The following is a 24401-nucleotide window of genomic DNA, read 5'->3' on the forward strand; positions in this document are numbered from 1 at the left end:
TGGCAGCCTGGGCGTGGGCCGGAATGACGTGGCGCGCTACCGCCGGACCCCAGTGATCCGGCCGGCCACCAGCGAGATCAGGGTGATGATGATGGCAGCGAGCACGGCCGTCCAGAAGAACGAATCGATGGTGAACTGTACCGGTGTGAAGCTGCTGATCCAGGACGTCAGGTAAAGCATCGCGGCGCTGATGACAATGGTGAAGAGCCCCAGTGTCAGAATTGTGATGGGGAGCGACAGGATGCTCACCAGGGGGCGGATGAATGCGTTGACCAACCCGAAGATCAGGCCGATGAACAGGTAAGCCAAGGCAGTTCCCGCCAAGTCGGTTCCCTGTGCCACACCCGTCCGGGCTACCGCGTCAGTTGTTGCCGACGAGGAGATGTCCAACCCGGGAAGGATCCAGCTGGCTACCCACAGGGCCAGTCCGTTGATGATGACCCGGCCAATGAAAGAGCGCATGCGCTAATGCTTTCACACCTGCCTGTGCACAGGACCAGGGCCGGGCGGGCAATGGACTGCAGGCTCCGTCCTGCGCCTGCGGACCCCTGTCACGCCTTCGGGGGAGTTTGTGACAAATGCGCAAGGGATTCTGTCAACGTTCGACTAAACCCTTGACATTCAGAAAGCGGTTTCTCATAGTAGAGAAATCGCTTTCCTATGTGCGGGCTGCGGCCTGCGCCGAAGCGTGGTTCATTCCAATGGAGGAAGAGAGATCATGCGTAACAAGAAGCCCATAGCCCCCGCCTCTGTGGTGGCTGCCATTGCGGTATCGCTGCTCGCAGCGCCAGCCACCTCGTTCGCGTCACCGGCGCCGCAGGCGGACCCTGCAGCCCAGACTGCACGGCAGCCGCTGGAACGTCAGGTCCTGCCCCAAAACGACGGGTGGGCAGCGGCGGGAACGGGCACCACTGGCGGGTCCGCAGCAACCGCAGAGCGAGTGTACGACGTTTCCAGCAGGAGCGAACTGCTGGCAGCTTTCGCCTCCGGAGGCTCAGACCCGAAAATTATCCGGGTCCACGGTGACATTAAGGCCAACGTGGCCGCGGACGGATCCCCGCTTAGTTGCGAGGACTATGCCTCCGGCACCGGGTATTCCCTGGCACAGTACCTGCACGATTTTGATCCTGTCAGGTACGGCACAACCAGCGAACCGGCGGGTCCCCAGGAGACTGCCCGGCGTGCTGCCGCTGCAAAGCAGGCATCCACCATCCGCTGGGACATCCCCGGCAATACCACCATCGTCGGGGCCGGTCCGGACAGCAGCATCACCGGGGCGGCGCTGCGCATCAACCGTGCAGGGAACGTGATCTTCCGCAACCTCACCGTGCGGGATGCCGCCGACTGCTTCCCGGCCTGGGATCCAACGGACGGCTCCACCGGTAACTGGAACAGCGAGTATGACCTGCTGCAGATCATCAACGGCTCAACCAACGTGTGGGTGGACCACTCCCACTTCACCGACGCACCCAACCTGGACAGCGCCCAGCCCAGCTACTTCGGCCGGCCCTACCAGGTCCACGACGGAGCTGTGGACGTCACCAACGGATCCGACCTCGTCACCATGTCCTACAACCGCTTCTCCGAGCACGACAAGCTCCTGCTCATCGGGTCCACCGATTCGACCAGCCGCGGTGACGTGGGCAAGCTGCGCGTCACCATTCACCACAATGTGTTCGATAACGTAGGCCAGCGGGCGCCCCGGGTCCGCTACGGGCAGGTGGACGTCTACAACAACCACTTCAAGACCTCCGCCGACTCCGACGTGCCCTACGGGTACACCTTCGGGGCCGGGGTTGAATCACACGTGTATGCCGAGGCCAACGCGTTCACCCTCCCCGCCGGCATTCCCGCCTCATCCCTCATCTCCTACTTCAAGGGGAAGGTCATCACCACCATCGGAAACGCGGTAAACGGCAAGATCGTGGATCTCCGGGAAGCTTACAACGCAGCAGCTCCAGCCGACCGGCAGCTGGGCGCAGACGACACCTGGACTCCGGTTCTGCGCACCCATGTCAACGCAGCCCAGGCGGTTCCGGCCCTCCTGGCGGACGCCGTCGGACCCGTGTTCACGGCAGGGGAGGCACGCTGATGCGCCGCCTGAAACCCAGCCGCCGCTCCATCCTCGCTGCTGTGGCGGCAGGAGCAGTAACCGCCGCAGCAGGAGTCGCGGGGCCAGGCGCCGCGCGCTCGCAGGCAGCGGTCCGCCCGGTCAATGCGCCGCCGCGAAGCAGGCCCAACCCGGTGATATTCGTCGTGGGCGATTCAACATCCTCCGCCTACCAGCATTCCGAACGTCCCCGGGCAGGCTGGGGACAGGCTCTCCCCCTGCTGCTGGGGCCACAGGCCGAGGTGTTCGACTACGCATGGTCCGGCGCTTCGTCCAAGAGCTTCGCCGATGCCGGCCTCCTGGATGAAGTTGGCGCCATGCTCCGGCCGGGCGACTACCTGCTCATCTCCTTCGGACACAATGACGAAAAGGTCCAGGACCCTGCCAGGGGAACCGACCCGCAAACCACTTTCAAGGAATATCTGCAAAAGTACCTGGACCGCGCCGCGGGAAGCGGGGCAAAGGCCGTCCTGGTAACGCCCGTGGAGCGCCGGAGGTTCAGTGCACTTGGCGTGGCCCAGGATTCGCATGGAAGCTACCCGCAGGCAGTCCGGGAACTGGCCGCAGCTACCGGAACGCCCCTGGTGGACCTCACCGCGTCCTCGAAGGACCTGTGGCAAAAGCTTGGGGCCGAAGGAACCAAGTCCCACTTCCTGTATGCCGCCCCCGGCCAGTATCCGCAGTATCCGGAAGGCGTTGCTGACAACACCCACTTCCAGGCGGAAGGAGCCCTGGCTGTTGCACGGCTGGTTGCCGTGGAGCTGCAGAAACAACAGGCACTCCCGCCGGGATACTTCCAGCACCTTGACGCCGGACTGGACCCCCTGGCGGGAATCCACTGGCCCAGCGAACGCCCGGTCGACAAGCCCGTGATCCTGGAGGTCGGGCCCGGATCCGTGTTCCAGACCGTGCAGGCCGCAGTCGACGCTGTTCCGGCCGGCAGCACCCGCCGCACCCATATCCGGATCGCCCCGGGAACCTATCGGGGAACCATCCGGGTTCCCGCCAACAAGCCGCGAATCTCGTTCATCGGGCTGGGAGAGAGAGCGGAGGATGTTGTGCTTGTCCACAACAACGCCTCCGGGACTCCCAAACCTGACGGGACCGGTCCGTATGGAACGGGCGGAAGCGCGAGCGTCCGGATTGACGGGCCGGACTTTACGGCGGCCAATCTCACGTTCAGCAACGACTTCGACGAAGCCGCGAACCTGGAGATGAAGAACCGGCAGGCAGTAGCGCTCTTCCTGACGGGTGACCGTGCTGTCCTGCGCAACGTCCGGTGCCTGGGCAACCAGGACACCCTGTTGGTTGATTCGCCGTCACGGGGGGTGCAGGCGCGGTTCTTCTTCAGCGACAGCTATATCGAGGGGGACGTGGACTTTATCTTCGGCCGGGGTACCGCAGTCTTTTCAAGCTGTGAAATCCGTTCCCTGGACCGTGGTTCGCAAAGCAACAACGGCTACGTTTCCGCGGGCAGCCTGAACATCCAGATCAAGCACGGCTACCTGTTTGCCGGCTGCCGGTTCGTTTCGGATGCAGCTGCCGGGACAGTCCACCTGGGCCGGCCCTGGCACCCGAGTGGTGACGTTGACGCGATTGCCCAGGTGCTTGTCCGGGATTCGTGGCTGGGAGCCCACATTTCCGGTGCGCCCTGGACCGACATGAGCGGGTTCTCGTGGCAGGAGGCGCGCTTCCACGAACTCAACAACAATGGCCCGGGATCCCGCATCACCCCCGCCCGGCCGCAGCTTGACCCGGCCCTGGCGGGGGAGTTCACGCTGGCGGAATACCTTCGCGGGGCAGACGGCTGGAGCCCCCAGCTGGCAGGCACCCGGGCGGACAGCACCGCGGCGGTGTCCCGAGCGTAGGCGACGTCGTGCGGGACCGGCCTGCTTCCCTCCTGCAGGGAGGGAAGTAGGCTGGTCTGCATGACGTCTTCTGAGACCATCAAGGGCGGTATCGAGCCCCGTCCGGTAGTCGCCCGGTTGCCCCGCTACGCCGCCGGAAAACCTCCCGCAGAGGTTGATGGCATGGCCAGTTACAAGTTGTCGTCAAACGAGAACCCGCTGCCCCCGCTTCCGGCCGTCCTCGAGGCCATAGCGCAGCAGACCGACTTCAACCGCTACCCCGATCCTCTCAGCACCAGGCTTCGCACTGAGCTGTCCGCTTTCCTGGACGTGCCTGCCGAGGATATCGTCACGGGCGCGGGCAGCCTGGGCGCGCTGAACCAGTTGCTTGCCACATTCGCAGGACGGAACGACGACGGCACGCCGGATGAAGTGATCTACGCCTGGCGTTCCTTCGAGGCGTATCCCATCAGCATCGGGCTGTCAGGCGCCGGGGGCGTGCCCGTCCCGGTGACCGCTGACGGCAGGCATGATCTCCCAGCGATGGCGGCCGCCGTGACAAGCCGGACCAAAGTGATCCTCCTGTGCACGCCCAACAATCCCACGGGACCCGTCCTCGGCGCTGCCGAAACAGAGGAATTTATCCGGCTCGTCCCCCCGCATGTGGTGGTGGTTATTGATGAGGCCTACCAGGAATTCGTCAGGGCAGAAGATGCTGTGGACGGCATCGCCATGTACCGGAAGTACCCCAATGTGGCGGTGCTGCGGACCTTCTCGAAGGCACACGGGCTGGCTGGCCTCCGCGTCGGCTACAGCGTGTCCAACCCCGGCCTTACGCAGCACCTCAGGGTTGCCGCCACTCCCTTCGCCGTGTCGCAGATCGCCGAAAAGGCCGCGATTGTTTCCCTGCAAAACTACGGCCAGGTTGTAGGAAGGGTACAAAGCCTCGTCGATGAGCGGGAGCGTGTCACGGCAGGGCTTCGCAGCCTGGGCTGGGCTGTCCCCGATGCGCAGGGAAACTTCGTCTGGCTGGACCTGGGTGAGGACAGCGCCGGATTCGCAGAGCTGGCCGGCGCGCAGGCGCTGTCCGTGCGGGCTTTTCCGGGCGAAGGCGTGAGGGTAAGTATCGGCGAGCCGGAGGCCAATGCCAGGTTCCTCCGGCTGTGTGCAGACTATACAAAGGCGCCCCGGGGTTCCTAGCGCTTAACAAGTAGGTCGGCGCGTACCTACTGAAGATAAAGTTAGGATCAGTAAAGCAATATATATGCCGTGCCGGGAATCCATTCCTCTGGAGGCATATATCCCAGCAACATTTTGCACTGCATCCGCATGCGGCAAGCGAGGAGACGGTATGGGCGCACATTTGCCTGCCACCGAGTTCGACGGAACAGCGGTAGACGACCAGCGCGAGGCTGATGCCGAGGCGGTCATGGGCGAACCCCCCGCGCAAATGGTCCAACTCCTGGGCCCCGACGGCAAGCTCGGCCTTGACCCCGTCTTCACGCCGTACGCGGAAAAGATCAGCCCGGAAGCCCTCCGTGGCCTCTACGCGGATATGGCGGCAATCCGGCGGTTCGATGTAGAGGCAACTGCCCTGCAGCGCCAGGGCCAGCTGGCGCTCTGGGTCCCGCTGACGGGCCAGGAAGCAGCACAGATCGGCTCCGGCAGGGCGAGCCAGCCGCAGGACTACATCTTTCCCACGTACCGCGAGCATGGCGTGGCACTGACCCGCAACGTGGACCTTGCCGAGCTGCTTCGGCAGTTCCGCGGAGTATCAAACGGCGGCTGGAACCCCAAGGACACAAACTTCCACCTGTACACCCTTGTCCTGGCCGCCCAGACGCTCCACGCCGTCGGCTATGCCATGGGCATCCAGCGCGACCAGAAGCTTGCAGGAGCGTCCGGAACTCCGGATACCGGCCAGGACGCTGCTGTCATCGCCTACTTCGGTGACGGGGCGAGCTCAGAAGGCGATGTCCACGAGTCCATGGTGTTCGCATCCTCCTACAATGCGCCGGTGGTGTTCTTCTGCCAGAACAACCACTGGGCCATCTCGGTGCCCACCAATGTCCAGACCCGCGTGCCGCTGTCCAACCGCGCCAAGGGATACGGGTTCCCGGGCATCCGTGTGGACGGGAACGATGTCATTGCCGTGCATGCCGTCACCGAGTGGGCCCTGGAGCACGCGCGCCAAGGCAAAGGCCCGGTCCTCATCGAGGCCTTCACCTACCGTGTGGGGGCCCACACCACCGCGGACGACCCCACCAAGTACCGCCAGTCGGCCGAAGAGGATGCCTGGCGGGCGAAAGACCCCTTGGCCAGGGTGGAAAAGTACCTGCGGTCCGAAGGGCTGGCCGACGACGGTTTCTTTGCCAAGGTGAAGGCCGACGGCGATGAACTCGCCGCATACGTCCGGCGCACTACCCATGATCTGGAAACCCCGGACATCCGTTCCGCCTTCGCCAACACCTATGCCGAAGCGCACCCCCTGGTGGCTGAGGAACTTGCCTGGTTTGAGGAATACGCTGCAGGATTCGCAGGCGAAGAGCCGGCAGCTGCGGCTTCGGGACAGCCGGCAGCAAAGGCAGGCCACTGATGACCACCATGACCATTGCCAAGGCGATCAATGAAGGCCTCCGCGCAACGCTCAGCCGGAATCCAAAGTCCCTGTTGATGGGTGAGGACATCGGTCCCTTGGGCGGGGTCTACCGGGTGACTGATGGGCTGATCGGTGAATTTGGTCCGGATCGGGTGGTGGATACGCCGCTGGCCGAATCGGGCATCATCGGAACCGCCATTGGCCTTGCCCTGCGCGGGTACCGGCCGGTGTGCGAGATACAGTTCGACGGATTCGTCTTCCCCGGTTTCAACCAGATCACCACGCAGCTGGCCAAGATGCACGCGCGAAGCAACGGCAATCTCACCGTCCCGGTCGTTATCCGCATTCCTTATGGCGGCGGTATCGGATCCGTTGAGCACCACTCCGAGTCGCCGGAGGCGCTCTTCGCCCACACGGCAGGGCTGCGCATCATCACCCCGTCCAACCCGCATGATGCCTACTGGATGATCCAGCAGGCCGTGGAGTGCCAGGATCCGGTCATTGTCTTCGAACCAAAGCGCCGCTACTGGCTAAAGGGGGATGTGGACATCGAGAGCCCCGGCCCTTCCGGTGATCCTTTTAAGGCCCATGTGCTCCGGAGCGGGACGGACGCCACCGTGGTGGCTTACGGCCCGCTGGTCCCCGTTGCCTTGGCTGCCGCGAACGCCGCGGCGGAGGACGGCCGGAGCGTGGAGGTGATCGACCTGCGGTCCATCTCACCCATCGACTTTGATACCGTCACCGCCTCGGTCCAGAAGACGGGCCGCCTGATCGTGGCCCACGAGGCCCCCACCTTCGGTGGAATCGGCGGCGAAATCGCTGCCCGGATCAGCGAGCGGGCCTTCCATTCCCTCGAAGCCCCGGTGATCCGCGTGGGCGGCTTCCATATGCCCTACCCGGTTGCCAAGGTGGAGGAAGACTACCTTCCGGACATCGATCGCATCCTGGAGGCGCTGGACCGCGCCCTTTCCTACTGAGGCTTCCCAACCGAGGACACCATGACTCTCAACAAGTTCAACCTGCCTGACGTCGGCGAAGGCCTCACCGAGGCCGAAATCGTCTCCTGGAAGGTCAAGCCGGGTGACGCCGTCGCCATCAATGACGTCCTCTGCGAGATAGAGACTGCCAAGTCCCTCGTGGAACTGCCCTCACCCTTCGCCGGGACCGTCACCGAACTGCTGGTTCCTGAAGGGGTGACCATCGACGTCGGCACTGCCATCATCAGCGTCAGCGACGACGTTGCCGGAGACCCGAGCCCGGCCGATGTCCGCGCGCCGGAGGCTCCAGCGCAGCCGCTCTACGGCAGGCTTCCAGCGTCCGACGACGGCACAACGGACAGTGCGCCGGCCACGGACAGCGCCTTAGCGGGCGGCCCGCTGGTGGGCTCCGGCCCCAAGGCCGACGCCGTCAAGCGCCGTCCGCGGAAGGCGGCGCCCGCTTCTGCCATCACCGCCAACGCCCCCGAGGTGGAACCCGTCCAGCCCCATTCAGCGGCCGAAGTGACGCAGGCTGCGGGCCCGGCAACCAGCCCGGCCGACGCCGTGGACAACCGCCCGACCTTCGGCGGCACCATCACCGGCCTGGTTAACCGGGTGCTCGCAAAGCCGCCGGTGCGCAAGATTGCGCGGGATCTGGGCATCGACCTGGCGGATGTGGTGGCCACCGGGTCCCGCGGCGAGGTGACCCGCGAGGACCTGGTGAGCTACCAGGCCCAGCGGGACGCGGAACTGGACAAGGCGGACGGCTTTTGGGGCAAGGCGGGCAAGCCGCAGGACCAGCGGATCGAGCGGATCCCGGTCAAGGGTGTCCGTAAAGCTACGGCAAAAGCAATGGTGGACTCGGCCTTCGCAGCACCGCATGTCAGCATCTTCGTGGACGTGGATGCCAGCCGCACCATGGAATTCGTCAAGAGGCTCAAGGCCTCGCGGGACTTTGAGGGCATCAAGGTGTCCCCGCTGCTCATCCTTGCCAAGGCAGTGATCTGGGCGGCCGCACGGAACCCCAGCGTCAATGCCACGTGGGTGGACGATGCCGACGGGACTGACGGCGCAGAGATCCAGGTCAAGCACTACATGAACCTAGGCATTGCTGCCGCCACTCCGCGCGGCCTAATGGTGCCGAACATCAAGAACGCCCAGGACCTGTCCCTGAAGGAACTGGCGCTTGCGCTGAACAATTTGGCCGTCACTGCCAGGGCGGGAAAGACCAAACCTGCCGAAATGCAGGGCGGAACGCTCACCATCACCAACATCGGAGCCTTGGGAATCGATACCGGCACGCCCATCATCAACCCGGGCGAGGTTGCCATTGTGGCCTTTGGAACCATCAAGCAGAAGCCCTGGGTCCTTGACGGGGAAGTGATCCCGCGCTGGATCACCACACTCGGCGGTTCCTTCGACCACCGGGTGGTGGACGGCGACCTGTCCGCCCGCTTCATGGCCGATGTCGCCGCCATCCTGGAGGAGCCTGCCCTCCTCCTGGACTAGGGCAGCGCAGTGGCCATCAATAACAGTGCCATCCGGGCAAAGAACAGGACCGCCCGCTGGCTGACGGAGGCGTTCCAGCCTCCGGTGGTGGTGAGCGTCCAGCTGCTGGTCAGCCCCGTGTCGCAGCCCGGCTTCCCGGGAACCATGGGCTACGGCGCGCTGGCCGCGCTGTTCGTCTGTGTGCTTCCGCTGTTTGTCCTGCTGATGCTGGTCCGGCAGGGAAAGGTAACCGATCACCTTGTCAGTGACCGCCGGCAGCGGGCGCCTGTGCTCCTGATGGCGCTGGCCTCCATCCTGGCCGGGCTCCTGGTCCTCACGGCAGCGGGTGCGCCGCACAGTGTTGTGGCGATGGTGCTCGCAGTGGTGTCGGGGGTAGTGGTGCTGGCCGGAGTCAGCCCGTTCTGGAAGATCAGCGGGCATGCGGCTGCCATGTCTTCAGCTGCAGTGATCGGTGTGCTTATGCTCGGGCCGGTGTGGCTCCCGCTGCTGCTCCTGATACCTGCCGTCGGCTGGTCCAGGGTGGTGCTGCGCGCGCATTCTGCTGCCCAGGTGGTCGCCGGATCGCTCTTTGGGGGCGTGGTGATGGCCGGGATCTGGTGGGCACTCCAGAAGTGGATGGTGGCGTAGGCCGGACCTCAGTAGGCGGTGTAAGCCGTCAGCATTTCCAGGGAGGCCGGGTCCACCGACGTGCCCAGGGCCACTGCTGCGCCCGTCATGAGGACAGCCATGGCCGTTGCCATGCCGGCCCAGGCCGTCAGGAGTTTCCAGTCTTCGCGCAGCACGCTGCCTACGGTCTCGGGAAGCTTGAGCCCGGGCGTGATGAGGTTGGGCGCGCTGTCCACGCTGCCGTCGTCCAGCAAAGCCACCACGCGGTCATTGCTGTGGTCAACACGCATGGAGCAGATGTGGTTGCCGTGCCGGGCAAGGAGAATGTCGTGTCCGGGCAGGTGTCGGCGCTGGAGAGAAATCATGGTGCCCCTCGGTGGTGGTGGTTGCTGGTGTCCGCACCGTTGGGGGCTTTTCAATTTTATCGCCCGGGTTTGCCCGAGAACGCGGTTTCAGGGGTGAGAACGGACACCATGCGGAGGCGTGTCTTCCGCATGGTGTCCGAAAAGTCTGCTAGTCGGCGTCGTAGGTGTTGGCGATGTAGACGTCACAGGGTGCGTTGTGGGCGACGCTGTTGGCTACGCTGCCAAGCACGCGCCCGATGCCATGCATCCGGCGGTTTCCCACCACGATGATCCGCGCTTCCGTCCGCAGGGCTTCCTTGATGAGCGCGTCCGCAGGCCTGCCGCGGGCGGCAGAGTACGATACCTTGACGTCCCTGCCCAGCGATTCCGCCACTGTCCGCGCCACATGCTCCGCTGCATCTGCGTCGGACACGATCCAGCGGTCACTGCCGCTGCCGAAAACTTCGGTCTTGTCACTGTCGAAGGCTGACACCACGTGGAGTGAGGCGCCGAGGGCTGCTGCAAGATCTCGCGCTGACTCGGCTGCCTTTTTTGCAGTTGCGCTGCCGTCCACCCCTACAACGATGATTCCGCTCATGTGTGCTCCTTTGCTTGGTTTCTGTAGCGCTGGTCACGCCTACGCTACAGCGCGGCGATGGCTTCCTGAAGCACCGGTGCCAGGCGGCGCACACCTTCCTCGATGGCTTCCGGTGGCACGGCACTGAAGGCAAGGCGCAGCTTGTTGGACGGTTCGTCCGACGGCGTGAAGGCGGCGCCCGGGATGAACACGACGCCGGCGTCGATTGCCTTGTGCAGCAGGGGATAGGTGTCGATGCCTTCCGGCAGTGTCACCCACACAAAGAAGCCGCCTTCAGGATCGGTCCAGGTGGTCCCGGCCGGCATGTGGCCGGCCAGGGCAGAGAGCATGGCGCTGCAGCGTTCGGCGTACAGTCCACGGTACGTCTCGATCTGGCCCTTCCAGTCGTACTCGCGCAGGTACGCGGAGACGAGCATTTGGTTGAATGCCGGCGGGCACAGGGTCACTGATTCCGCGGCCAGGTAGTAACGGCGCTGCAGGTGTTCGGGGACGAGTGCCCAGCCAATCCGCAGCCCGGGCGCAAAGATTTTTGAGAAGGAACCCATGTAGATAACGTCGTCCGGGTTGTCCGCGCGGAGGGGCGTCAAGGCTTCGCCGGAATAACGCAGCAGGCCGTAAGGGTTGTCCTCGAGGACCAAAATATTCGCTTTGCGGCATATGTTAACCACCTGCTGGCGCCGCTCCCTGGCCAGCGTAATCCCGGAGGGGTTGTTGAAGTTGGGGATGGTGTAGAGGAACTTGATGTTTTTGCCGGCCAGTTGCAGGGCCGCAATCCTTGCCTCGAGCAGCTCGGGAACCAGTCCGTCGCTGTCCATCCCCACCGTTTCCACCTGGACCTGGTATGCCTCGAAGGTGTTGAGAGCGCCCACATAGGTTGGATCCTCGACGAGGACCACGTCGCCGGGGTTGCAGAAGACTTTGGTGGCGACGTCCTGTGCGGATTGCGAGCCGGCGGTGATCACCACATTCTGAGGCAGCGCGTCCCGGATGCCTTCTGCGGCCATCACCTCACAAATCTGGGTACGGAGCTCCTCGGACCCCTGGCCGCTGCTGTACTGCAGGGCCGTCAGGCCGTCCTCCCCGATGATTTTCGCCGCCGTAGCCGCCAGCCTGTCCAACGGCAGGGACTGCAGGTAGGGGCTTCCGCCGGCGAGGGAGACAAGGCCAGGCCGCATGGAGATGTCAAAGACATCGCGCACTGCTGACTGCCGGATGTTGGCGGCCCGTTCTGAAAAGAGTTCTTCATGGCGGTGTGCGGACGTCGCCGCCCGTTCGATGGCATCAATGGCTTCTGCTGGCAGCGTCCCTGCTGCGGCGTCGAGTGTCTCGTGGCTCACATCATCAGGATACAGCGAGGTGTTGCCTAAAAAGCAACAGTTGTTTATCTCAAGGCCTGCCGTCGGCTAATGATCGAGCGCCAAAGCATCAGCCAGGCTACGTCCGTTGACGTAGATTTCTGCCCTGATCGCACCTGCGGCTGCCACCGCCGTCTGCGTAAGCTGGGCTTCCAGCCGGGGAAGGTCACAGGCTCCGCCCGGCCGAAGGGTGCCGGCAAGGTACACCGTAACGGTGGTGCCATCGAAGCTGCCCGAGAGGAACTTCAGCCGCGAAGCGGCCAGGGCGTTGTACAGCTCCCGGTCCTGCTCCGGGAGCGCTGCCCTGCCCGGGGACCGCAGCAGGGCTCCGACCGCAGCAGGAAGGGCCTCCCCTTCAGCGGCGGTTTCGTGGGCTATGCCCACCAGGCTGTCGTTGCAGCCAAAGCGCACGCCGTTCTTGCCGCCGTCGTCGAGGAGTACGTAGTACGAGATCACCGTTGTTGTGGTGCCTGCCCGGATGGTGGGCCCGGGAGAGGTGGGCGTTTCCCGGTCTTCAGTCTCCTGCCCGCTTTCCGGAGCGGCGGCCGTTGTTTCGGGGGCACTTGATGCCGGGGCGGGTAGCGTCCGGGGGCCGGCGGAGAGGCCGGGCGGCGCCGGGTCCGTCCAGGGTTCTGAAGAACCGGCCGTACCTGCTGGTGCAGGATCCGGCAGCTGGGATGCAGGGGCGGCAGGCAGCGGTGCAGCGGGCGGAGTGCTGCTACTGATCGCCAGCGGAGCGGAAGGTGCGGGCGCGGAGCCGGGAGAGGGCTGTATCCCGCAAGCGCCGAGCCAGAACGGAAGTGCCAAGCCCGCTGCTGCGGCCGCGCGCAGCCCTGCCCGCCGTCGTCCTTCACTCCACCTTGCCGGCATGCCTGCCCCGCAATCCTGTCCCGGTCCGGTGGATTAACGTTACGGCCGGTGCTTGAACACGGAAATGCCGCAGAGGTACCGGTTAGGACAAGAGTTGGTCACGGTGCCGCGGCGGCAGCGGTGTTCCGGCAGCGAGTGCCGGACCCCCGGCCTTCAGGAGGCCGGCCGGCCAGGCCACTCCCTGCCCGCCCAGGGATCGTAATCTGCGATGAGCTCCTCCTGCGCCGGACGCTCCGCCTCTGGGATGTGCTGCAGGTTCACCCGCACCCGGTACCAGAGCGAGCTCGAGCCACGCATCCCGTCCACCAGGACATCCGCAGGCTCCAGGGCCCGGACAAGGCCCGCGTGCCGGGATTTCCACTCGTCCAGGGCGGCAAGCGCCTCCGGTTTGGTCCTGGTCCTGGCGACTTCGATCAGCGGCATGGTCGACTGCCGGCGGCCTGAGCCGTCGCCGCTGCGCGGGGGCTTCTCAGCCGGGCCAAGCTCCGCGGCCAGCGCCAGGAGCCCGTCCAGTGCACCCGTGGCGTCATCAATACCTGCATGCGGATCACCGATGTCCGCGAAGCGCTGTGGCACGGTGAGAACCGTGAACTGTTCGGGCCGGGCGGTGCGGACCTCCTCCCACGTCAACGGGGTGGAGACCCTGGCGTCCGGCAGTGGCCGCACCGAATAGGCGGAAGCAACCGTCCGGTCCTTCGCGTTTTGGTTGAAGTCCACAAAGACGCTTTCGCCGCGCTCCTCCTTCCACCACCGGGCGGTGGCAAGCCCGGGCGCCCGGTTCTCCACTTCCCGGGCAAGGGTTTCGGCCGCCAGGCGCACGTCCCGGTAGGACCACTGCGGCGCGATCCGCACCAGGATGTGAAGCCCCCGTGACCCGCTGGTCTTTGGCCAACCCACCAGGCCTGCATCCCCGAGCACGTCCCGCGCCACGAACGCAGCGTCCACGATCTGCGACCAGTCCACACCCGGCATGGGATCAAGGTCCACGCGAAGCTCGTCGGGGTGTTCAAGGTCCTCCGCGCGGACCGGATGGGGATTCAGGTCGAGGCAGCCGAGGTTAACCACCCACGCCAGGCCTGCAGCGTCCCGGATCACTGCCTCCTCTGCTGAGGTCCCCGACGCGTAACGCAGTGTGGCCGTATCGATGAAGTCCGGGTGGTTCTCCGGCACGCGCTTTTGGAAGAACGGCTCAGCGTCGATGCCCTTGGGGAAGCGCTTGAGGACCATCGGGCGCCCGCCGGCACCACGGAGTGCACCATCCGCCACGGCCAGGTAGTACTGCACCAGGTCCAGCTTCGTCAGCCCCGGCCCGGGAAACAGCACCTTGTCCGGGCTGGAAATCCGGACCTCTTTGCCGGCAACGGTGAGGATCTCGGCCGGGGTCTTTGAGGGGCTCATGCGGTCACGGTAGCAACCATCGCAGGCTGCAGCCAGAGCAGCAGTTCAAGGATCGGGGGGCGTTAAACGAAGTGCCCGGCGCAAGGGCTGCGCCGGGCACCGGGGGAATCCGGTCAGGCTGCGGGCTGCGCAGCGGTGAGGGCGTCAAACACGCCCTTGATCTGCTCCACAACCTCTGCATCGTCTTTCGGGTGGACCTCGGCAAAGCGCACCATGGAGCCCGGCACGGCGAGCTTGACGTCCTCGAGGACCTGGGCCCCGGCGATGCCGGCAGCCTTACGGGCCTCGTCCTGGGCCCAGACCCCGCCGTACTGGCCGAATGCGGTCCCGACGACGGCGGTGGGCTTGCCTGCGAGGGCGCCGGCACCGAAGGGGCGGGACAGCCAGTCAATGGCGTTCTTCAGTGCTGCGGGAACGGTGCCGTTATGCTCCGGGGTAACGAGCAACAGCGTGTCCGCCTCATTGGCTGCCGCGCGCAGGGCGGCGGCAGCCTCGGGCACCTGGCCTTCGACGTCAATGTCCTCGTTGTAGAACGGGATGTTGCCGAGGCTTCCGTGGATGACTACGTCCACCTGCTCGGGCGCGTTGAGCTGGATTGCTTCGGCCAGCTTCTGGTTCGTGGACTCGGCGCGAAGGCTGCCGACAAGGGTGAGGACAGTGCTCTTGGTCATGTGAACTCCCGGGTTGGGGCCGCGGGGAGCCGCGGCCAATTCAAAAGCAGAGGCAGTAAGTGCCTTCACCCAGACTAAACGGACCGCAGTCCGTTTAATATTCCCAGGGTCTAGAATGACTGCTGTGAGCTTCATCCCACTGCGGCCCGGATTAGGCCCCGAGCCGCTCACCGAACGCAGCGATGCCGCCCGTAACCGGGAGCGCCTGCTGAAGGCTGCCCGGGAGCTTGTCGAGGAATGCGGTGCCGAAGGGCTGACAATGGACAGGCTCGCGGAGCAGGCCGGCGTCGGCAAGGGGACGGTTTTCCGGCGGTTTGGCAGCCGGGCCGGACTGATGCTGACCCTCCTCAGCGAGTCCGAGGCAGCATTCCAGGCCCGCTTCATGTTTGGCCCGCCGCCGCTGGGGCCGGGCGCCCGCGGGCTGGACCGGCTTATTGCGTTCGGTGCGGAACGGATTCTTTATGTCATGGAGTATGGCGAGCTGGTGCTTGCAGCCGAAAACGCTGCGCGCGGACGCTTCGAAGCCCCGCCTGCCGCACTGTGGCACCGTCACATCGAGGTGCTGCTGCGTGAAGAAGGCTTCGACGGCGATCCCTGGCTCATGGCCAGCGCCTTGAGCGCCACGCTCGATCCGGAGCGCCTGCTGACACTGGTCAAGGGTCACCACATCACGGCCGACCGGCTTGCAGCTTCATGGCGGGATCTTGTCACACGGGTGGTGGGAGATGGCAGATTACGCCACCCGTAACCTTCAGTCCAGTCACACCAACTTCACAGAACTATTCATAACGATCTGATACGGGCGGGTAACTTTCGGTGTCCCGGCTCGCAGTTTCCCTTCCAGCTTGTGATAGTTTCCTCTGGAATGTGACCCCCGACATAGTCCACCAGGGCTAGGCCCGAAGGGCTGCGGGACGCCAGCTACCCGCTGGCAAAGGACCCGGTGAAGCGGCGCAACCCCCGCTGAGCAGGGGAAAACGGAAGGATCCAGCACGTGATTGTTGATTTGCCCAACAGCCTGGCTCGCCCGCGCACCATGCGGTGTCTCACCGTCCAGCCAACGGCGGCGAAGCAGAAGTAGACCCATGCTCAGGTATCTCGCCAAGCGCGGCATCACGTACGTTTTCATGATCTTCCTGACAACGTCTGCAGGATATTTCCTGGCGGTCAGCTCGCTCAAGCCCGCGTTGCTGGAGCAGGAACGCATTCCCCGCCCCACCCCGGAGCAGGTGGCCAACTCCATGCGGCTGAAGGGCCTCGACCCCGACCTCAGTCCCTGGGAGCGGTATGTCGAATGGTTGACTGCGATTGTCACACGATGGGACTGGGGCCGCAGTCCCAACGGCGCGTTCATCAATGCCGAGTTCGGGGACCGGGTCTGGATTTCCACCCGGCTCTTCCTGGCCTCCATCGTTTTGACCCTTGTGATCGGTGTTGCCCTGGGCGTCTACTCAGCTGCCCGCCAATACAAGTTCCAGGACCGGGTCATCACCTCCTACAGCTACCTCGCCTACATCGTGCCCGCCCCGATCGCCTACTTCCTGGTTCAGCTCGGTGCCATCAACATCAACGAGACCGTGGGCGAGCGCATCTTCTTCGTCACCGGCATCTCCACGCCGGGGCTGGAACCGGGATGGGCCCAGTTCATCGACATGCTGGCGCATTACGCCGTCCCAACGGTTGCCATCACGCTGGTCGGCTGGGGCTCCTACCAGATCGCCCAGCGACAGTACCTCCTGGACAATGTCAACGCCGACTTTGTCCGGACCGCCCGCGCAAAGGGGCTGACCCGCAACCAGGCGATCTCCCGGCACGCACTGCGCGTGTCCTTCATCCCGGTGGCACAAAGCATCGCGTTCACCATCCCCGCCATCTTTGCCGGCGGTTTCTTCGCAGAGAAGATCTTCGCCTGGCCCGGCGTCGGTTCATGGAGCATCGACGCCATCTCCCTCCAGGACGTCAACGCCGCAACGGCAACACTGGCCTACGGTTCAGTCATCTTCGCCCTGGGAGCCATTCTGGCGGATTTCGCCACCACCCTTGTTGACCCGAGAGTGCGGGTGCAGTAACCGTGACGAACCTCAATGCAGTAGACCCGGCCGCCGTAGCCCAGGACGCCCACCTGGAGGGCGCCGACGTCGTCATCGGCAAAAACACCATTATCTTCCGCCGGTTCATGCGGAACAAAACAGCAGTGGCGGGCCTCGCCATCTTCCTTGCCCTCACCGTGTTCTCGTTTGTGGGCGGCTACTTCACCCAATGGGACAAGGAAACCATCGACCCTTTCAACATCGGCATGCCGCCGTCGGCCGAGCATTACCTGGGCACCTCCCAGGCCGGCATCGACCTCTATGCGATGACGGTTGAAGGAACCCGGATCTCCATCCTCATCGGCCTGATAGTCGGGCTCGTCTCAGTCCTCGTCGCCGCTGTCTACGGATGCACCATGGCCTACTTCGGCGGCAAGGTGGACAAGGTGATGCTCTTCATCCTTGAAGCGCTCATCATGATGCCTGCCCTTCTGGTGGTGGCCGTGGCCACAAGCGGCGGAGGCGAAGGGCTCAAACGGGACCTCCCGTCCTGGCTGCTGCTGATCATCGTGCTGCTCGTCTTCAGCTGGATGGGTACGGCCAGGCTGATCCGGTCGCTGTCCATGTCCCTGATGCAGCGTGATTTCGTCAAGGCTTCCCAGTACATGGGCGTCCCGGCACGAAGGATCGTATGGCGGCACCTGGTCCCCAACATCGGGTCGCTGCTGGTCCTGGACATCACCCGCGGCGTCACCGGCGCCATCCTTGCGGAGGTGGCCTTCTCCTTCATCGGCATCGGCATCAAAGTTCCGGACGTCAGCCTCGGCGTGCTGATTGGTGGCGCCACGTCCCAGGTGCAGACCTTCCCCTGGATGTTCTGGGTGCCACTGACGGTGATGTTCCTCCTGACCGGCTCGCTGGCCATGATGAACGACGGATTGCGGGACGCCTTCGACCCAAGCTCCAGCTCATCGGGCAGCGCCAAAAAACGCGCCCTGAAAACCCGCGTGAAGGGGAATGCCTCATGAGCAGCGAAATCGCCGCCGGACGGGTTGAACAGCCGCAGTCACCGGCGGAACGGCTCCACGTCGCAGGCCTCCACGCCCCTTCGGATGCCATCCTGTCCGTCCGCGACCTGAACGTCCGCTTCAACACGGAAAACGGGATAGTGCACGCGGTCCGGGGTGTTGACTTTGACCTCATGCCCGGAAAGACGCTGGGCATCGTGGGAGAATCCGGGTCCGGCAAATCGGTGACGTCCCTGGCCATCATGGGACTCCTCCCCACGACAGCCGAAGTGACCGGCTCCGTCCGGCTCAAGGGCAAGGAACTGCTGGGCCTCAGCGACAAAGCCATGTGTGAATACCGCGGCAATGAGCTGGCCATGGTCTTCCAGGACCCGCTGTCCTCGCTGACGCCGGTCTATACCGTCGGCACCCAAATCATTGAAGCGCTGACCATCCACAATCCCGGCATGAGCAAACAGACCAAGGAAGCCCGCGCCGTCGAACTTCTTGCCATGGTGGGCATCCCCAGCCCCAAAGAACGGCTCAGGGCCTTCCCGCACGAATTCTCGGGCGGCATGCGGCAGCGCGTGATGATCGCCATCGCCATCGCCAACAATCCGCGGGTCCTCATCGCGGATGAGCCGACGACGGCGCTGGACGTCACCATCCAGGCGCAGGTGCTGGAGGTGCTGCATACCGCGCAGGAGGAGACGGGCGCCGCCGTCGTCATGATCACCCACGACCTCGGCGTTGTGGCGGGAATGGCCGACGACATCATGGTGATGTACGCCGGCAGGCCGGTGGAGACCGGCGCGGTGGATGACATCTATTACAACCCCCGGATGCCTTACACCATGGGCCTCCTCGGCGCCGTCCCGCGCGTTGACGTTGCAGAGAAGTCGTCGCTTGTCCCCATCGAGGGCATGCCGCCCAACCTGATCCACCCGCCAACCGGCTGCTCGTTTGCGCCCCGCTGCCCGCTCGCCTCGGACGCTTGCCTTGAGGGGGAGCCGGCGCTCGCGCCGGTACCGGACGGCCCCCTCCATCTGGCCGCCTGCATCAAATCAGGGTCCCTTGGCGGGGACGTTGACGTCCTGGACGTCTTTGCCGCCCCGCCGGTGCCGGTCTCGCGGTTCGACGCCATCCCACGAGAGGAACGGGCCACAGTCCTGCAGCTCAAAGATGTCCGTAAACACTTCCCGCTGACGCGCGGGGCGCTGCTGAAGAAACGGATTGGTACGGTCAAGGCCGTGGACGGGCTCACCTTCGACATCCGCGAAGGGGAGTGCTTCTCCATCGTGGGCGAGTCGGGCTCCGGCAAAACCACCACGCTCCTGGAAATCATGGAATTCCACAAGGACCAGGACGGCGAGGTGGTGATCGGCGGCATCAGCAACAAAAAAGCTGCCGATGCCCGGGCCAAGAGCGCCATGCGCCGTGAGCTCCAGATGGTGTTCCAGGACCCCACCGGCGCCCTGGACCCGAGGTTCACGGTCTACGAGGTACTGGCCGAGCCGCTGCAAAACGCCGGCATGGAGAAACCGGCCATCAGGAAGCGCATCATGGAGCTGATGAAGCTGGTGGGCCTGCAGCCGGACCATGTCAACCGCTTCCCCAACCAGTTCTCGGGGGGCCAGCGGCAGCGCATCGGCATTGCCCGTGCCCTGGCCGTGAACCCGAAGCTGGTAGTCCTTGACGAGCCCGTCTCCGCGCTGGACGTCTCCGTCCAAGCCGGGGTCATCAACCTCCTGGACAAGCTTCGCGCTGAACTGGGACTCAGCTACCTGCTGGTGGCGCACGACCTCTCAGTGGTCCGGCACATCTCCAACCGGGTAGCGGTGATGTACCTGGGAAAGATCGTGGAGATCGGCGAAGTGGACCGGGTGTTCGACAACCCGCGCCACCCTTACACCCGCGCCCTGCTCTCCGCCATCCCCGTTCCGGACCCGCAGCTGGAACGCACCCGGGAACGCATCATCCTCCAGGGTGACCTGCCGTCGCCGCTGGATGCCCCGAAGGGCTGCAACTTCGCCACCCGTTGTCCCGTCTTCGCTGCCCTGCCGAAGACGAAACAGGAAAAGTGCCTGACCCTCGAACCTCCCTTGCTGCCCGTCACCCCCTCGCCGGCGGCGCAGACCCTGGCGGCGGATCCACTGCCCGCCCTGGACCAGCGCTTCGCCTGCTTCTTCCCCGACGGGGAGATCGACGAGGACATGCTGGTGGTCCACGAAGCGGCGGACCATCATGCACCTTAATTTTCTTCGACCCATCACAAGCACCACCACTCGCACCAATGAAGGGAACACCATGAGGAATCTCAACAAGATCGGCGGAGCTGCAGCCATAGCGGCGGCTCTGGCGCTGACGGCCTGCGGCGGCGGTGGCGGATCCGCCGGCCCCGAAACGGCCAAGGGGCAGGAGTCAGGCAGCGACCTGTCCAAGCTCATCAGCATCAACGAGAAGCCTGCATCGGATCTTGAGCAGGGCGGCAAGGTCACCCTTCCACTGGGCAACATCGGCCCGGACTTCAACGGATTCTCCAACAACGGCAACAGTGCGGACAACACCGCACTGCACCGCCCCATCGACCAAGCGGGCACCTGGGGCTGCTGGGACATTGCCTTCGACGGAAAAGTGACGCCCAACAAGGACTTCTGCGAGTCCGTGGAAAATGAAGTAGAAGACGGCAAGCAGACCATCACCATCAAGGTCAACGAGAAGGCCACCTACAACGACGGCACCCCGATCGATGTAAAGGCCTTCCAAAACACCTGGAACATCCTCAAGAGCCCTGATGCCGGCTATGACATCGTCAGCTCGGGCAACTATGAGTTCGTTGAATCCGTGGAAGCGGGCAGCAACGACAAGGAAGTGATCGTCAAGACGAGCCAGCCGGTCTACCCGCTGGATTCCCTCTTCACCGGACTGATCCACCCCGCCGTGAACTCTCCCGAAATCTTCAACGAGGGGTTCAACGGCGACATGCACCCCGAATGGATGGCCGGGCCGTTCAAACTGGACCAGTACGACACCGCCGCTAAAACGGTGACACTGGTTCCCAACGAGAAGTGGTGGGGCAACAAGCCGGTGCTGGAGAGCGTTGTGTTCCGCCAGCTGGAGACCAGCGCCCAGATCGCAGCCTTCAAGAACGGTGAGATCGACGCCATGTCGGCCAACACCATCTCCCTCTACAAGCAGCTCGAGGGCACCAACAACGCTGAGGTCCGCCGCGGCCAGCGGCTGTTCGCCGGCGGCATGAACCTCAACGCCCAGCGCATCACCGACGTCGCCGTCCGCGAAGCCATTTTCGCCGCCGTGGACCGTGAGGCACTGCGCAAGGTGCGCTTCAACGGCCTGAACTGGGAAGAGCCCAGCTCCGGCTCCATGATGCTGCTGCCGTTCTCCGAGTACTACCAGGACAACTACCCCGTCAAGGAAACCGGTCCTGACGCCGCCAAGAAGGTACTGACCGATGCCGGCTACACCGCCAACGCTAACGGCATCATGGAAAAGGACGGCAAGCCCGCCGCCTTCAAGATCAGCAACTTCGGTGATGATCCCACTACCCTCGCCTTCACCCAGACGCTGCAGAAGCAGCTTCAGGCCGGTGGCATGGATGTTGGAATCGACCAGCGCGCATCTGCCGACTTCGGCAAGGTCCTGGGTTCACGCGAGTTCGACATGAGCGTCTCCGGTTACACCGTGGGCGCGGACGCAACTGAAGCAGTCAAGCAGTACTACGACTCCAAGACCAACGAAAACCAGCTGGGCGACGCCGAGCTGGACAAGAAGATCGCTGATCTCGCCTCCATCGAGGACGACGCCGAGCGCAACAAGGCAGCGATGGAAGTTGAGAAGGAGCACATGGCGAAGTACTTCTCCATGGGCGTTGTGATGAACGGCCCGCAGATCTCCTTCGTCCGCACCGGACTTGCCAACTACGGCCCGTCCCTCTTCCGCAGCCTGTCCCAGGTTCCGGACTGGAGCGCCCTCGGCTGGGAAAAGAAGTAACCCCCACCCGTAACGCTCTCCCACTTACTGCAAGTTTTCCTGCGACGCTCCCTCACTTCCCGTTGATCGCGGCGGGAAGTGAGGGAGCGTTTGTGTGTTTGGGGCAGGAAGCGAACGTGCGTGCGGGAGTACGGTAGGCCTATGAACGGGACTGAAGCTTCGTCACGCACCATCCGCACCGCCGTCGTGGGTTTCGGACTGTCCGGAAGCGTCTTCCACGCCCCCCTGGTAGCAGCAGACTCCCGCTACTCGCTGAGTCTCATCGCCACGTCAGATGCCGGAAGGGAGGCGGCCGCCACCGCAAAGTATCGGGATGTGAAGACGGTGCCTGACGCCCAGGCAGTCGTTGCACGCGCGGACGAGTTGGACCTGGTGGTCCTGGGAACACCCCCTGCAACCCATTACCCGCTGGCAAAGGCAGCCCTGGAAGCCGGGTTGGACGTGGTGGTGGACAAGCCTTTCGCGGTCACCAGTGCGCAAGGGGAAGAACTTATCGCCCTGGCACAACAACTCGGCAGGGTACTCACCGTTTTCCAGAACCGTCGCTGGGACGGTGATTTCCTGACACTGCGAAAGCTTCTGGCCGCCGAGGCCCTGGGCAAGGTGACCCGGTTCGAATCGCGTTTCGAGCGGTGGTCTCCCGCTATTGCAAAGGCCTGGAAGGCCCACGCTACGGCGGCCGACGGCGGCGGCACCCTGTTCGACCTCGGCAGCCACCTGATTGACCAGGCCCTCCAGCTCTTCGGCCCGGCCGCAGTGGTGCACGCGGAGCTCAAGGCACGCCGTTCCGACGAACGTGCGGATGACGACGTGTTCCTGGTCCTGCGCCACGGCTCCGGGGTGATCAGCCACCTCACGATGAACATGCTGTGCGCCCAGCAGGGCCCCCGGTTCCGTGTGCTGGGTTCCGTGGGCGGGTTCACGAAAAATGGAGTGGACCCGCAGGAGCCGTATGTCGCCGCCGGCGGCAGCCCCCTGGACCCCGAGTACGGCGAGGAGGCACCGGAGTGGGCCGGGCTCCTGGGCCGCGATGGCCACCTGGACGCCCTGCCCACCGAGCGCGGCGCCTACCCGGAGTTCTACCGCCTCCTGGCAGACAAGCTCCTCGACGGCGGAGCAGCATCAGCAAAGCCCCTCCCGGTAGACCCAAAGGACGCCGTTGAGTCCCTAAAAATCATTGAACAAGCACGCGAACTGGCTTCAATGGTTCGTTAACGGCCGCAACGGAGGCCATCCGGAAGCGTGCGTCAGAGCGACGAAGGAGCAGCACGCGGGGATGGCCGCCGTTGCGGCCGGAGTCCGGACTACGCAGAGACCAGTTCGTGCCAGTCCGCTACGAGGGGCAGGTTGTGCGCTTCGGACACGGAGTGGTGGGCCACGTGGCCGGCAGCGATGTTCAGGCCCGCGGCGAGGGCGGGGTCGCGGTCGAACGCTGCCTTGACGCCCAGGTTGGCGAGGGCCACCGCGTAGCGCAGGGTCACGTTGGTGAGCGCGTAGGTGGAGGTATTCGGTACCGCGCCGGGCATGTTGGCCACGCAGTAGAAGATGGTGTTGTGCACCTTGTACGTGGGTTCCTGGTGCGTGGTGGGGTGGGTGTCCTCGAAGCAGCCGCCCTGGTCCACGGCGATGTCCACCAGGACGGAGCCCGGCTTCATGCGGGCCACAAGGTCGTTGGTCACCAGCTTGGGGGCCTTTGCGCCGGGGATGAGGACGGAGCCGATCACCAGGTCAGCGTCCACCACGGACTTTTCGATCTCGTACTTGTTGGATGCCACCGTCTTGAGCCGGCCCTGGTACTGGGCGTCCAGCTCGCGCAGGCGGTTGATGTTGATGTCCATGATGGTGACGTCCGCGCCCAGGCCCAGTGCCATGGCTGCCGCATTGGTTCCGGCGACACCGGCGCCGAGGACAACCACCTTGGCGGGCCGGACGCCGGGTACGCCGCCCAGCAGCACGCCCTTTCCGCCGGCGGGGGCCATGAGGGAGGCGGCCCCCACCTGCACGGAGAGCCGGCCGGCTACCTCGGACATGGGCGCCAGGAGCGGGAGGGTGCGGCCTTCCTGCACCGTCTCGTAGGCAATGGCGGTGACGCCGGAGTTGATGAGTTCCCGGGTCAGTTCGGGCTCCGCGGCGAGGTGGAGGTAGGTGAAGAGGATGAGGTCCTTGCGGAAGCGGTGGTACTCGGCCTTGATGGGCTCCTTGACCTTCATGACCATGTCCGCGCGGGACCAGACGTCGTCCGCATCGTTGATGATCTCGGCACCGGCGATGGAGTATTCCTCATCAGTGATGCCGGAGCCCAGGCCTGCACCGCGTTCCACGAGCACGGTGTGGCCGTTGCTGCGGAACTCGTGGACGCCGGCAGCTGTAATGGCCACCCGGAACTCGTTGTTCTTGATTTCTTTGGGGACGCCGATGATCATCGTGGGCTCCAGGTTCTCGGCTTTGTAGGCCGGAAAGTGCGGAAGG

At 64.5% G+C, this 24401-nt stretch carries 21 protein-coding genes; 13 read left to right on the forward strand and 8 right to left on the reverse strand.

The annotated features are described in order from the left end of the window. Positions 1–36: 36 nt before the first annotated feature. Positions 37–462, reverse strand: coding sequence for a phage holin family protein (locus tag CXX84_RS09845; protein ID WP_102976515.1), 426 nt, complete (start codon positions 460–462; stop codon positions 37–39). Between the two features lie 256 nt (positions 463–718). Between CXX84_RS09845 and CXX84_RS09850 the strand changes: the two genes are divergently transcribed. The 7 genes from CXX84_RS09850 (at position 719) to CXX84_RS09880 (ending at position 9669) form a co-directional block, all read left to right on the forward strand. Continuing rightward, the gene (locus CXX84_RS09850; protein ID WP_102976516.1) at positions 719–2092 is read left to right on the forward strand and encodes a polysaccharide lyase family 1 protein; all 1374 of its coding nucleotides are present in this window, start codon (positions 719–721) and stop codon (positions 2090–2092) included. Then, complete coding sequence (locus CXX84_RS09855; protein WP_102976517.1) at positions 2092–3978, forward strand: pectinesterase family protein; 1887 nt, start codon at positions 2092–2094, stop codon at positions 3976–3978. The genes CXX84_RS09850 and CXX84_RS09855 overlap by 1 nt, the downstream gene beginning before the upstream one ends. Before the next feature lie 60 nt (positions 3979–4038). Continuing rightward, positions 4039–5157: a histidinol-phosphate transaminase gene (locus CXX84_RS09860; RefSeq protein ID WP_102976518.1), complete on the forward strand. Its 1119-nt coding sequence runs from the start codon at positions 4039–4041 to the stop codon at positions 5155–5157. A 151-nt stretch (positions 5158–5308) separates the two neighbouring features. Next, positions 5309–6553, forward strand: a complete 1245-nt coding sequence (gene pdhA / locus CXX84_RS09865) for a pyruvate dehydrogenase (acetyl-transferring) E1 component subunit alpha (protein WP_102976519.1) — start codon at positions 5309–5311, stop codon at positions 6551–6553. After that, a complete protein-coding gene (locus CXX84_RS09870; protein WP_102976520.1) occupies positions 6553–7533 on the forward strand; it encodes an alpha-ketoacid dehydrogenase subunit beta in 981 nt (326 codons plus the stop codon). The genes pdhA and CXX84_RS09870 overlap by 1 nt, the downstream gene beginning before the upstream one ends. 21 nt (positions 7534–7554) lie before the next feature. Further along, a complete protein-coding gene (locus tag CXX84_RS09875; protein WP_102976521.1) occupies positions 7555–9042 on the forward strand; it encodes a dihydrolipoamide acetyltransferase family protein in 1488 nt (495 codons plus the stop codon). Positions 9043–9051: 9 nt separating this feature from the next. After that, the gene (locus CXX84_RS09880; protein ID WP_102976522.1) at positions 9052–9669 is read left to right on the forward strand and encodes a phosphatase PAP2 family protein; all 618 of its coding nucleotides are present in this window, start codon (positions 9052–9054) and stop codon (positions 9667–9669) included. 8 nt (positions 9670–9677) lie between these two features. Here CXX84_RS09880 and CXX84_RS09885 read toward each other — a convergent pair whose 3' ends face one another. The 6 genes from CXX84_RS09885 to CXX84_RS09910 form a co-directional block, all read right to left on the reverse strand. Next, positions 9678–10013, reverse strand: a complete 336-nt coding sequence (locus CXX84_RS09885) for a hypothetical protein (RefSeq protein ID WP_102976523.1) — start codon at positions 10011–10013, stop codon at positions 9678–9680. 148 nt (positions 10014–10161) lie between these two features. Continuing rightward, a complete protein-coding gene (locus tag CXX84_RS09890; RefSeq protein WP_102976524.1) occupies positions 10162–10590 on the reverse strand; it encodes a universal stress protein in 429 nt (142 codons plus the stop codon). Positions 10591–10634: 44 nt separating this feature from the next. Continuing rightward, positions 10635–11927 carry a PLP-dependent aminotransferase family protein gene (locus CXX84_RS09895; protein ID WP_102976525.1) on the reverse strand — a complete coding sequence of 431 codons (1293 nt, stop codon included), beginning with the start codon at positions 11925–11927 and terminating at the stop codon, positions 10635–10637. Positions 11928–11993: 66 nt separating this feature from the next. Continuing rightward, on the reverse strand, positions 11994–12815 hold the full coding sequence (locus CXX84_RS19310; RefSeq protein WP_223253050.1) for a hypothetical protein: 822 nt from the start codon (positions 12813–12815) through the stop codon (positions 11994–11996). 153 nt (positions 12816–12968) lie between these two features. Further along, complete coding sequence (gene ligD, locus CXX84_RS09905; RefSeq protein WP_102976526.1) at positions 12969–14213, reverse strand: non-homologous end-joining DNA ligase; 1245 nt, start codon at positions 14211–14213, stop codon at positions 12969–12971. Positions 14214–14326: 113 nt separating this feature from the next. Further along, complete coding sequence (locus CXX84_RS09910) at positions 14327–14884, reverse strand: NAD(P)H-dependent oxidoreductase (protein WP_102976527.1); 558 nt, start codon at positions 14882–14884, stop codon at positions 14327–14329. A gap of 124 nt (positions 14885–15008) precedes the next feature. Between CXX84_RS09910 and CXX84_RS09915 the strand changes: the two genes are divergently transcribed. The 6 genes from CXX84_RS09915 (at position 15009) to CXX84_RS09940 (ending at position 23147) form a co-directional block, all read left to right on the forward strand. Then, positions 15009–15632: a TetR/AcrR family transcriptional regulator gene (locus CXX84_RS09915; RefSeq protein ID WP_411266205.1), complete on the forward strand. Its 624-nt coding sequence runs from the start codon at positions 15009–15011 to the stop codon at positions 15630–15632. A gap of 337 nt (positions 15633–15969) precedes the next feature. Then, on the forward strand, positions 15970–16953 hold the full coding sequence (locus tag CXX84_RS09920; protein WP_102976529.1) for an ABC transporter permease: 984 nt from the start codon (positions 15970–15972) through the stop codon (positions 16951–16953). 2 nt (positions 16954–16955) lie between these two features. Continuing rightward, complete coding sequence (locus CXX84_RS09925; RefSeq protein WP_189337557.1) at positions 16956–17942, forward strand: ABC transporter permease; 987 nt, start codon at positions 16956–16958, stop codon at positions 17940–17942. Beyond that, a complete protein-coding gene (locus CXX84_RS09930; RefSeq protein WP_102976530.1) occupies positions 17939–20176 on the forward strand; it encodes an ABC transporter ATP-binding protein in 2238 nt (745 codons plus the stop codon). The genes CXX84_RS09925 and CXX84_RS09930 overlap by 4 nt, the downstream gene beginning before the upstream one ends. Positions 20177–20228: 52 nt before the next feature. After that, positions 20229–21932 carry an ABC transporter family substrate-binding protein gene (locus CXX84_RS09935; protein ID WP_102976531.1) on the forward strand — a complete coding sequence of 568 codons (1704 nt, stop codon included), beginning with the start codon at positions 20229–20231 and terminating at the stop codon, positions 21930–21932. 141 nt (positions 21933–22073) lie between these two features. After that, positions 22074–23147 carry a Gfo/Idh/MocA family oxidoreductase gene (locus tag CXX84_RS09940; protein ID WP_102976532.1) on the forward strand — a complete coding sequence of 358 codons (1074 nt, stop codon included), beginning with the start codon at positions 22074–22076 and terminating at the stop codon, positions 23145–23147. An 89-nt stretch (positions 23148–23236) separates the two neighbouring features. Here the strand turns inward: CXX84_RS09940 and ald are convergent, their stop codons facing one another. Continuing rightward, on the reverse strand, positions 23237–24355 hold the full coding sequence (gene ald, locus CXX84_RS09945) for an alanine dehydrogenase (RefSeq protein ID WP_102976533.1): 1119 nt from the start codon (positions 24353–24355) through the stop codon (positions 23237–23239). Positions 24356–24401 lie beyond the last annotated feature (46 nt).

Origin of the sequence: Arthrobacter sp. AFG7.2, assembly GCF_002892835.1 — a bacterium.
Taxonomy (GTDB): Bacteria; Actinomycetota; Actinomycetes; order Actinomycetales; family Micrococcaceae; genus Arthrobacter.

Coding starts and splice junctions, on each gene's coding strand:
- CXX84_RS09870 (WP_102976520.1), top strand. CDS start 6,553: ATGACCACCATGACCATTGCCAAGGCGATCAATGAAGGCCTCCGCGCA.
- ligD (WP_102976526.1), bottom strand. CDS start 14,213: ATGAGCCCCTCAAAGACCCCGGCCGAGATCCTCACCGTTGCCGGCAAA.
- CXX84_RS09910 (WP_102976527.1), bottom strand. CDS start 14,884: ATGACCAAGAGCACTGTCCTCACCCTTGTCGGCAGCCTTCGCGCCGAG.
- CXX84_RS09940 (WP_102976532.1), top strand. CDS start 22,074: ATGAACGGGACTGAAGCTTCGTCACGCACCATCCGCACCGCCGTCGTG.
- CXX84_RS09920 (WP_102976529.1), top strand. CDS start 15,970: ATGCTCAGGTATCTCGCCAAGCGCGGCATCACGTACGTTTTCATGATC.
- CXX84_RS09935 (WP_102976531.1), top strand. CDS start 20,229: ATGAGGAATCTCAACAAGATCGGCGGAGCTGCAGCCATAGCGGCGGCT.
- CXX84_RS09885 (WP_102976523.1), bottom strand. CDS start 10,013: ATGATTTCTCTCCAGCGCCGACACCTGCCCGGACACGACATTCTCCTT.
- CXX84_RS09845 (WP_102976515.1), bottom strand. CDS start 462: ATGCGCTCTTTCATTGGCCGGGTCATCATCAACGGACTGGCCCTGTGG.
- CXX84_RS09875 (WP_102976521.1), top strand. CDS start 7,555: ATGACTCTCAACAAGTTCAACCTGCCTGACGTCGGCGAAGGCCTCACC.
- CXX84_RS09930 (WP_102976530.1), top strand. CDS start 17,939: ATGAGCAGCGAAATCGCCGCCGGACGGGTTGAACAGCCGCAGTCACCG.
- CXX84_RS09890 (WP_102976524.1), bottom strand. CDS start 10,590: ATGAGCGGAATCATCGTTGTAGGGGTGGACGGCAGCGCAACTGCAAAA.
- CXX84_RS19310 (WP_223253050.1), bottom strand. CDS start 12,815: ATGCCGGCAAGGTGGAGTGAAGGACGACGGCGGGCAGGGCTGCGCGCG.
- CXX84_RS09850 (WP_102976516.1), top strand. CDS start 719: ATGCGTAACAAGAAGCCCATAGCCCCCGCCTCTGTGGTGGCTGCCATT.
- pdhA (WP_102976519.1), top strand. CDS start 5,309: ATGGGCGCACATTTGCCTGCCACCGAGTTCGACGGAACAGCGGTAGAC.
- CXX84_RS09860 (WP_102976518.1), top strand. CDS start 4,039: ATGACGTCTTCTGAGACCATCAAGGGCGGTATCGAGCCCCGTCCGGTA.
- CXX84_RS09855 (WP_102976517.1), top strand. CDS start 2,092: ATGCGCCGCCTGAAACCCAGCCGCCGCTCCATCCTCGCTGCTGTGGCG.
- ald (WP_102976533.1), bottom strand. CDS start 24,355: ATGATCATCGGCGTCCCCAAAGAAATCAAGAACAACGAGTTCCGGGTG.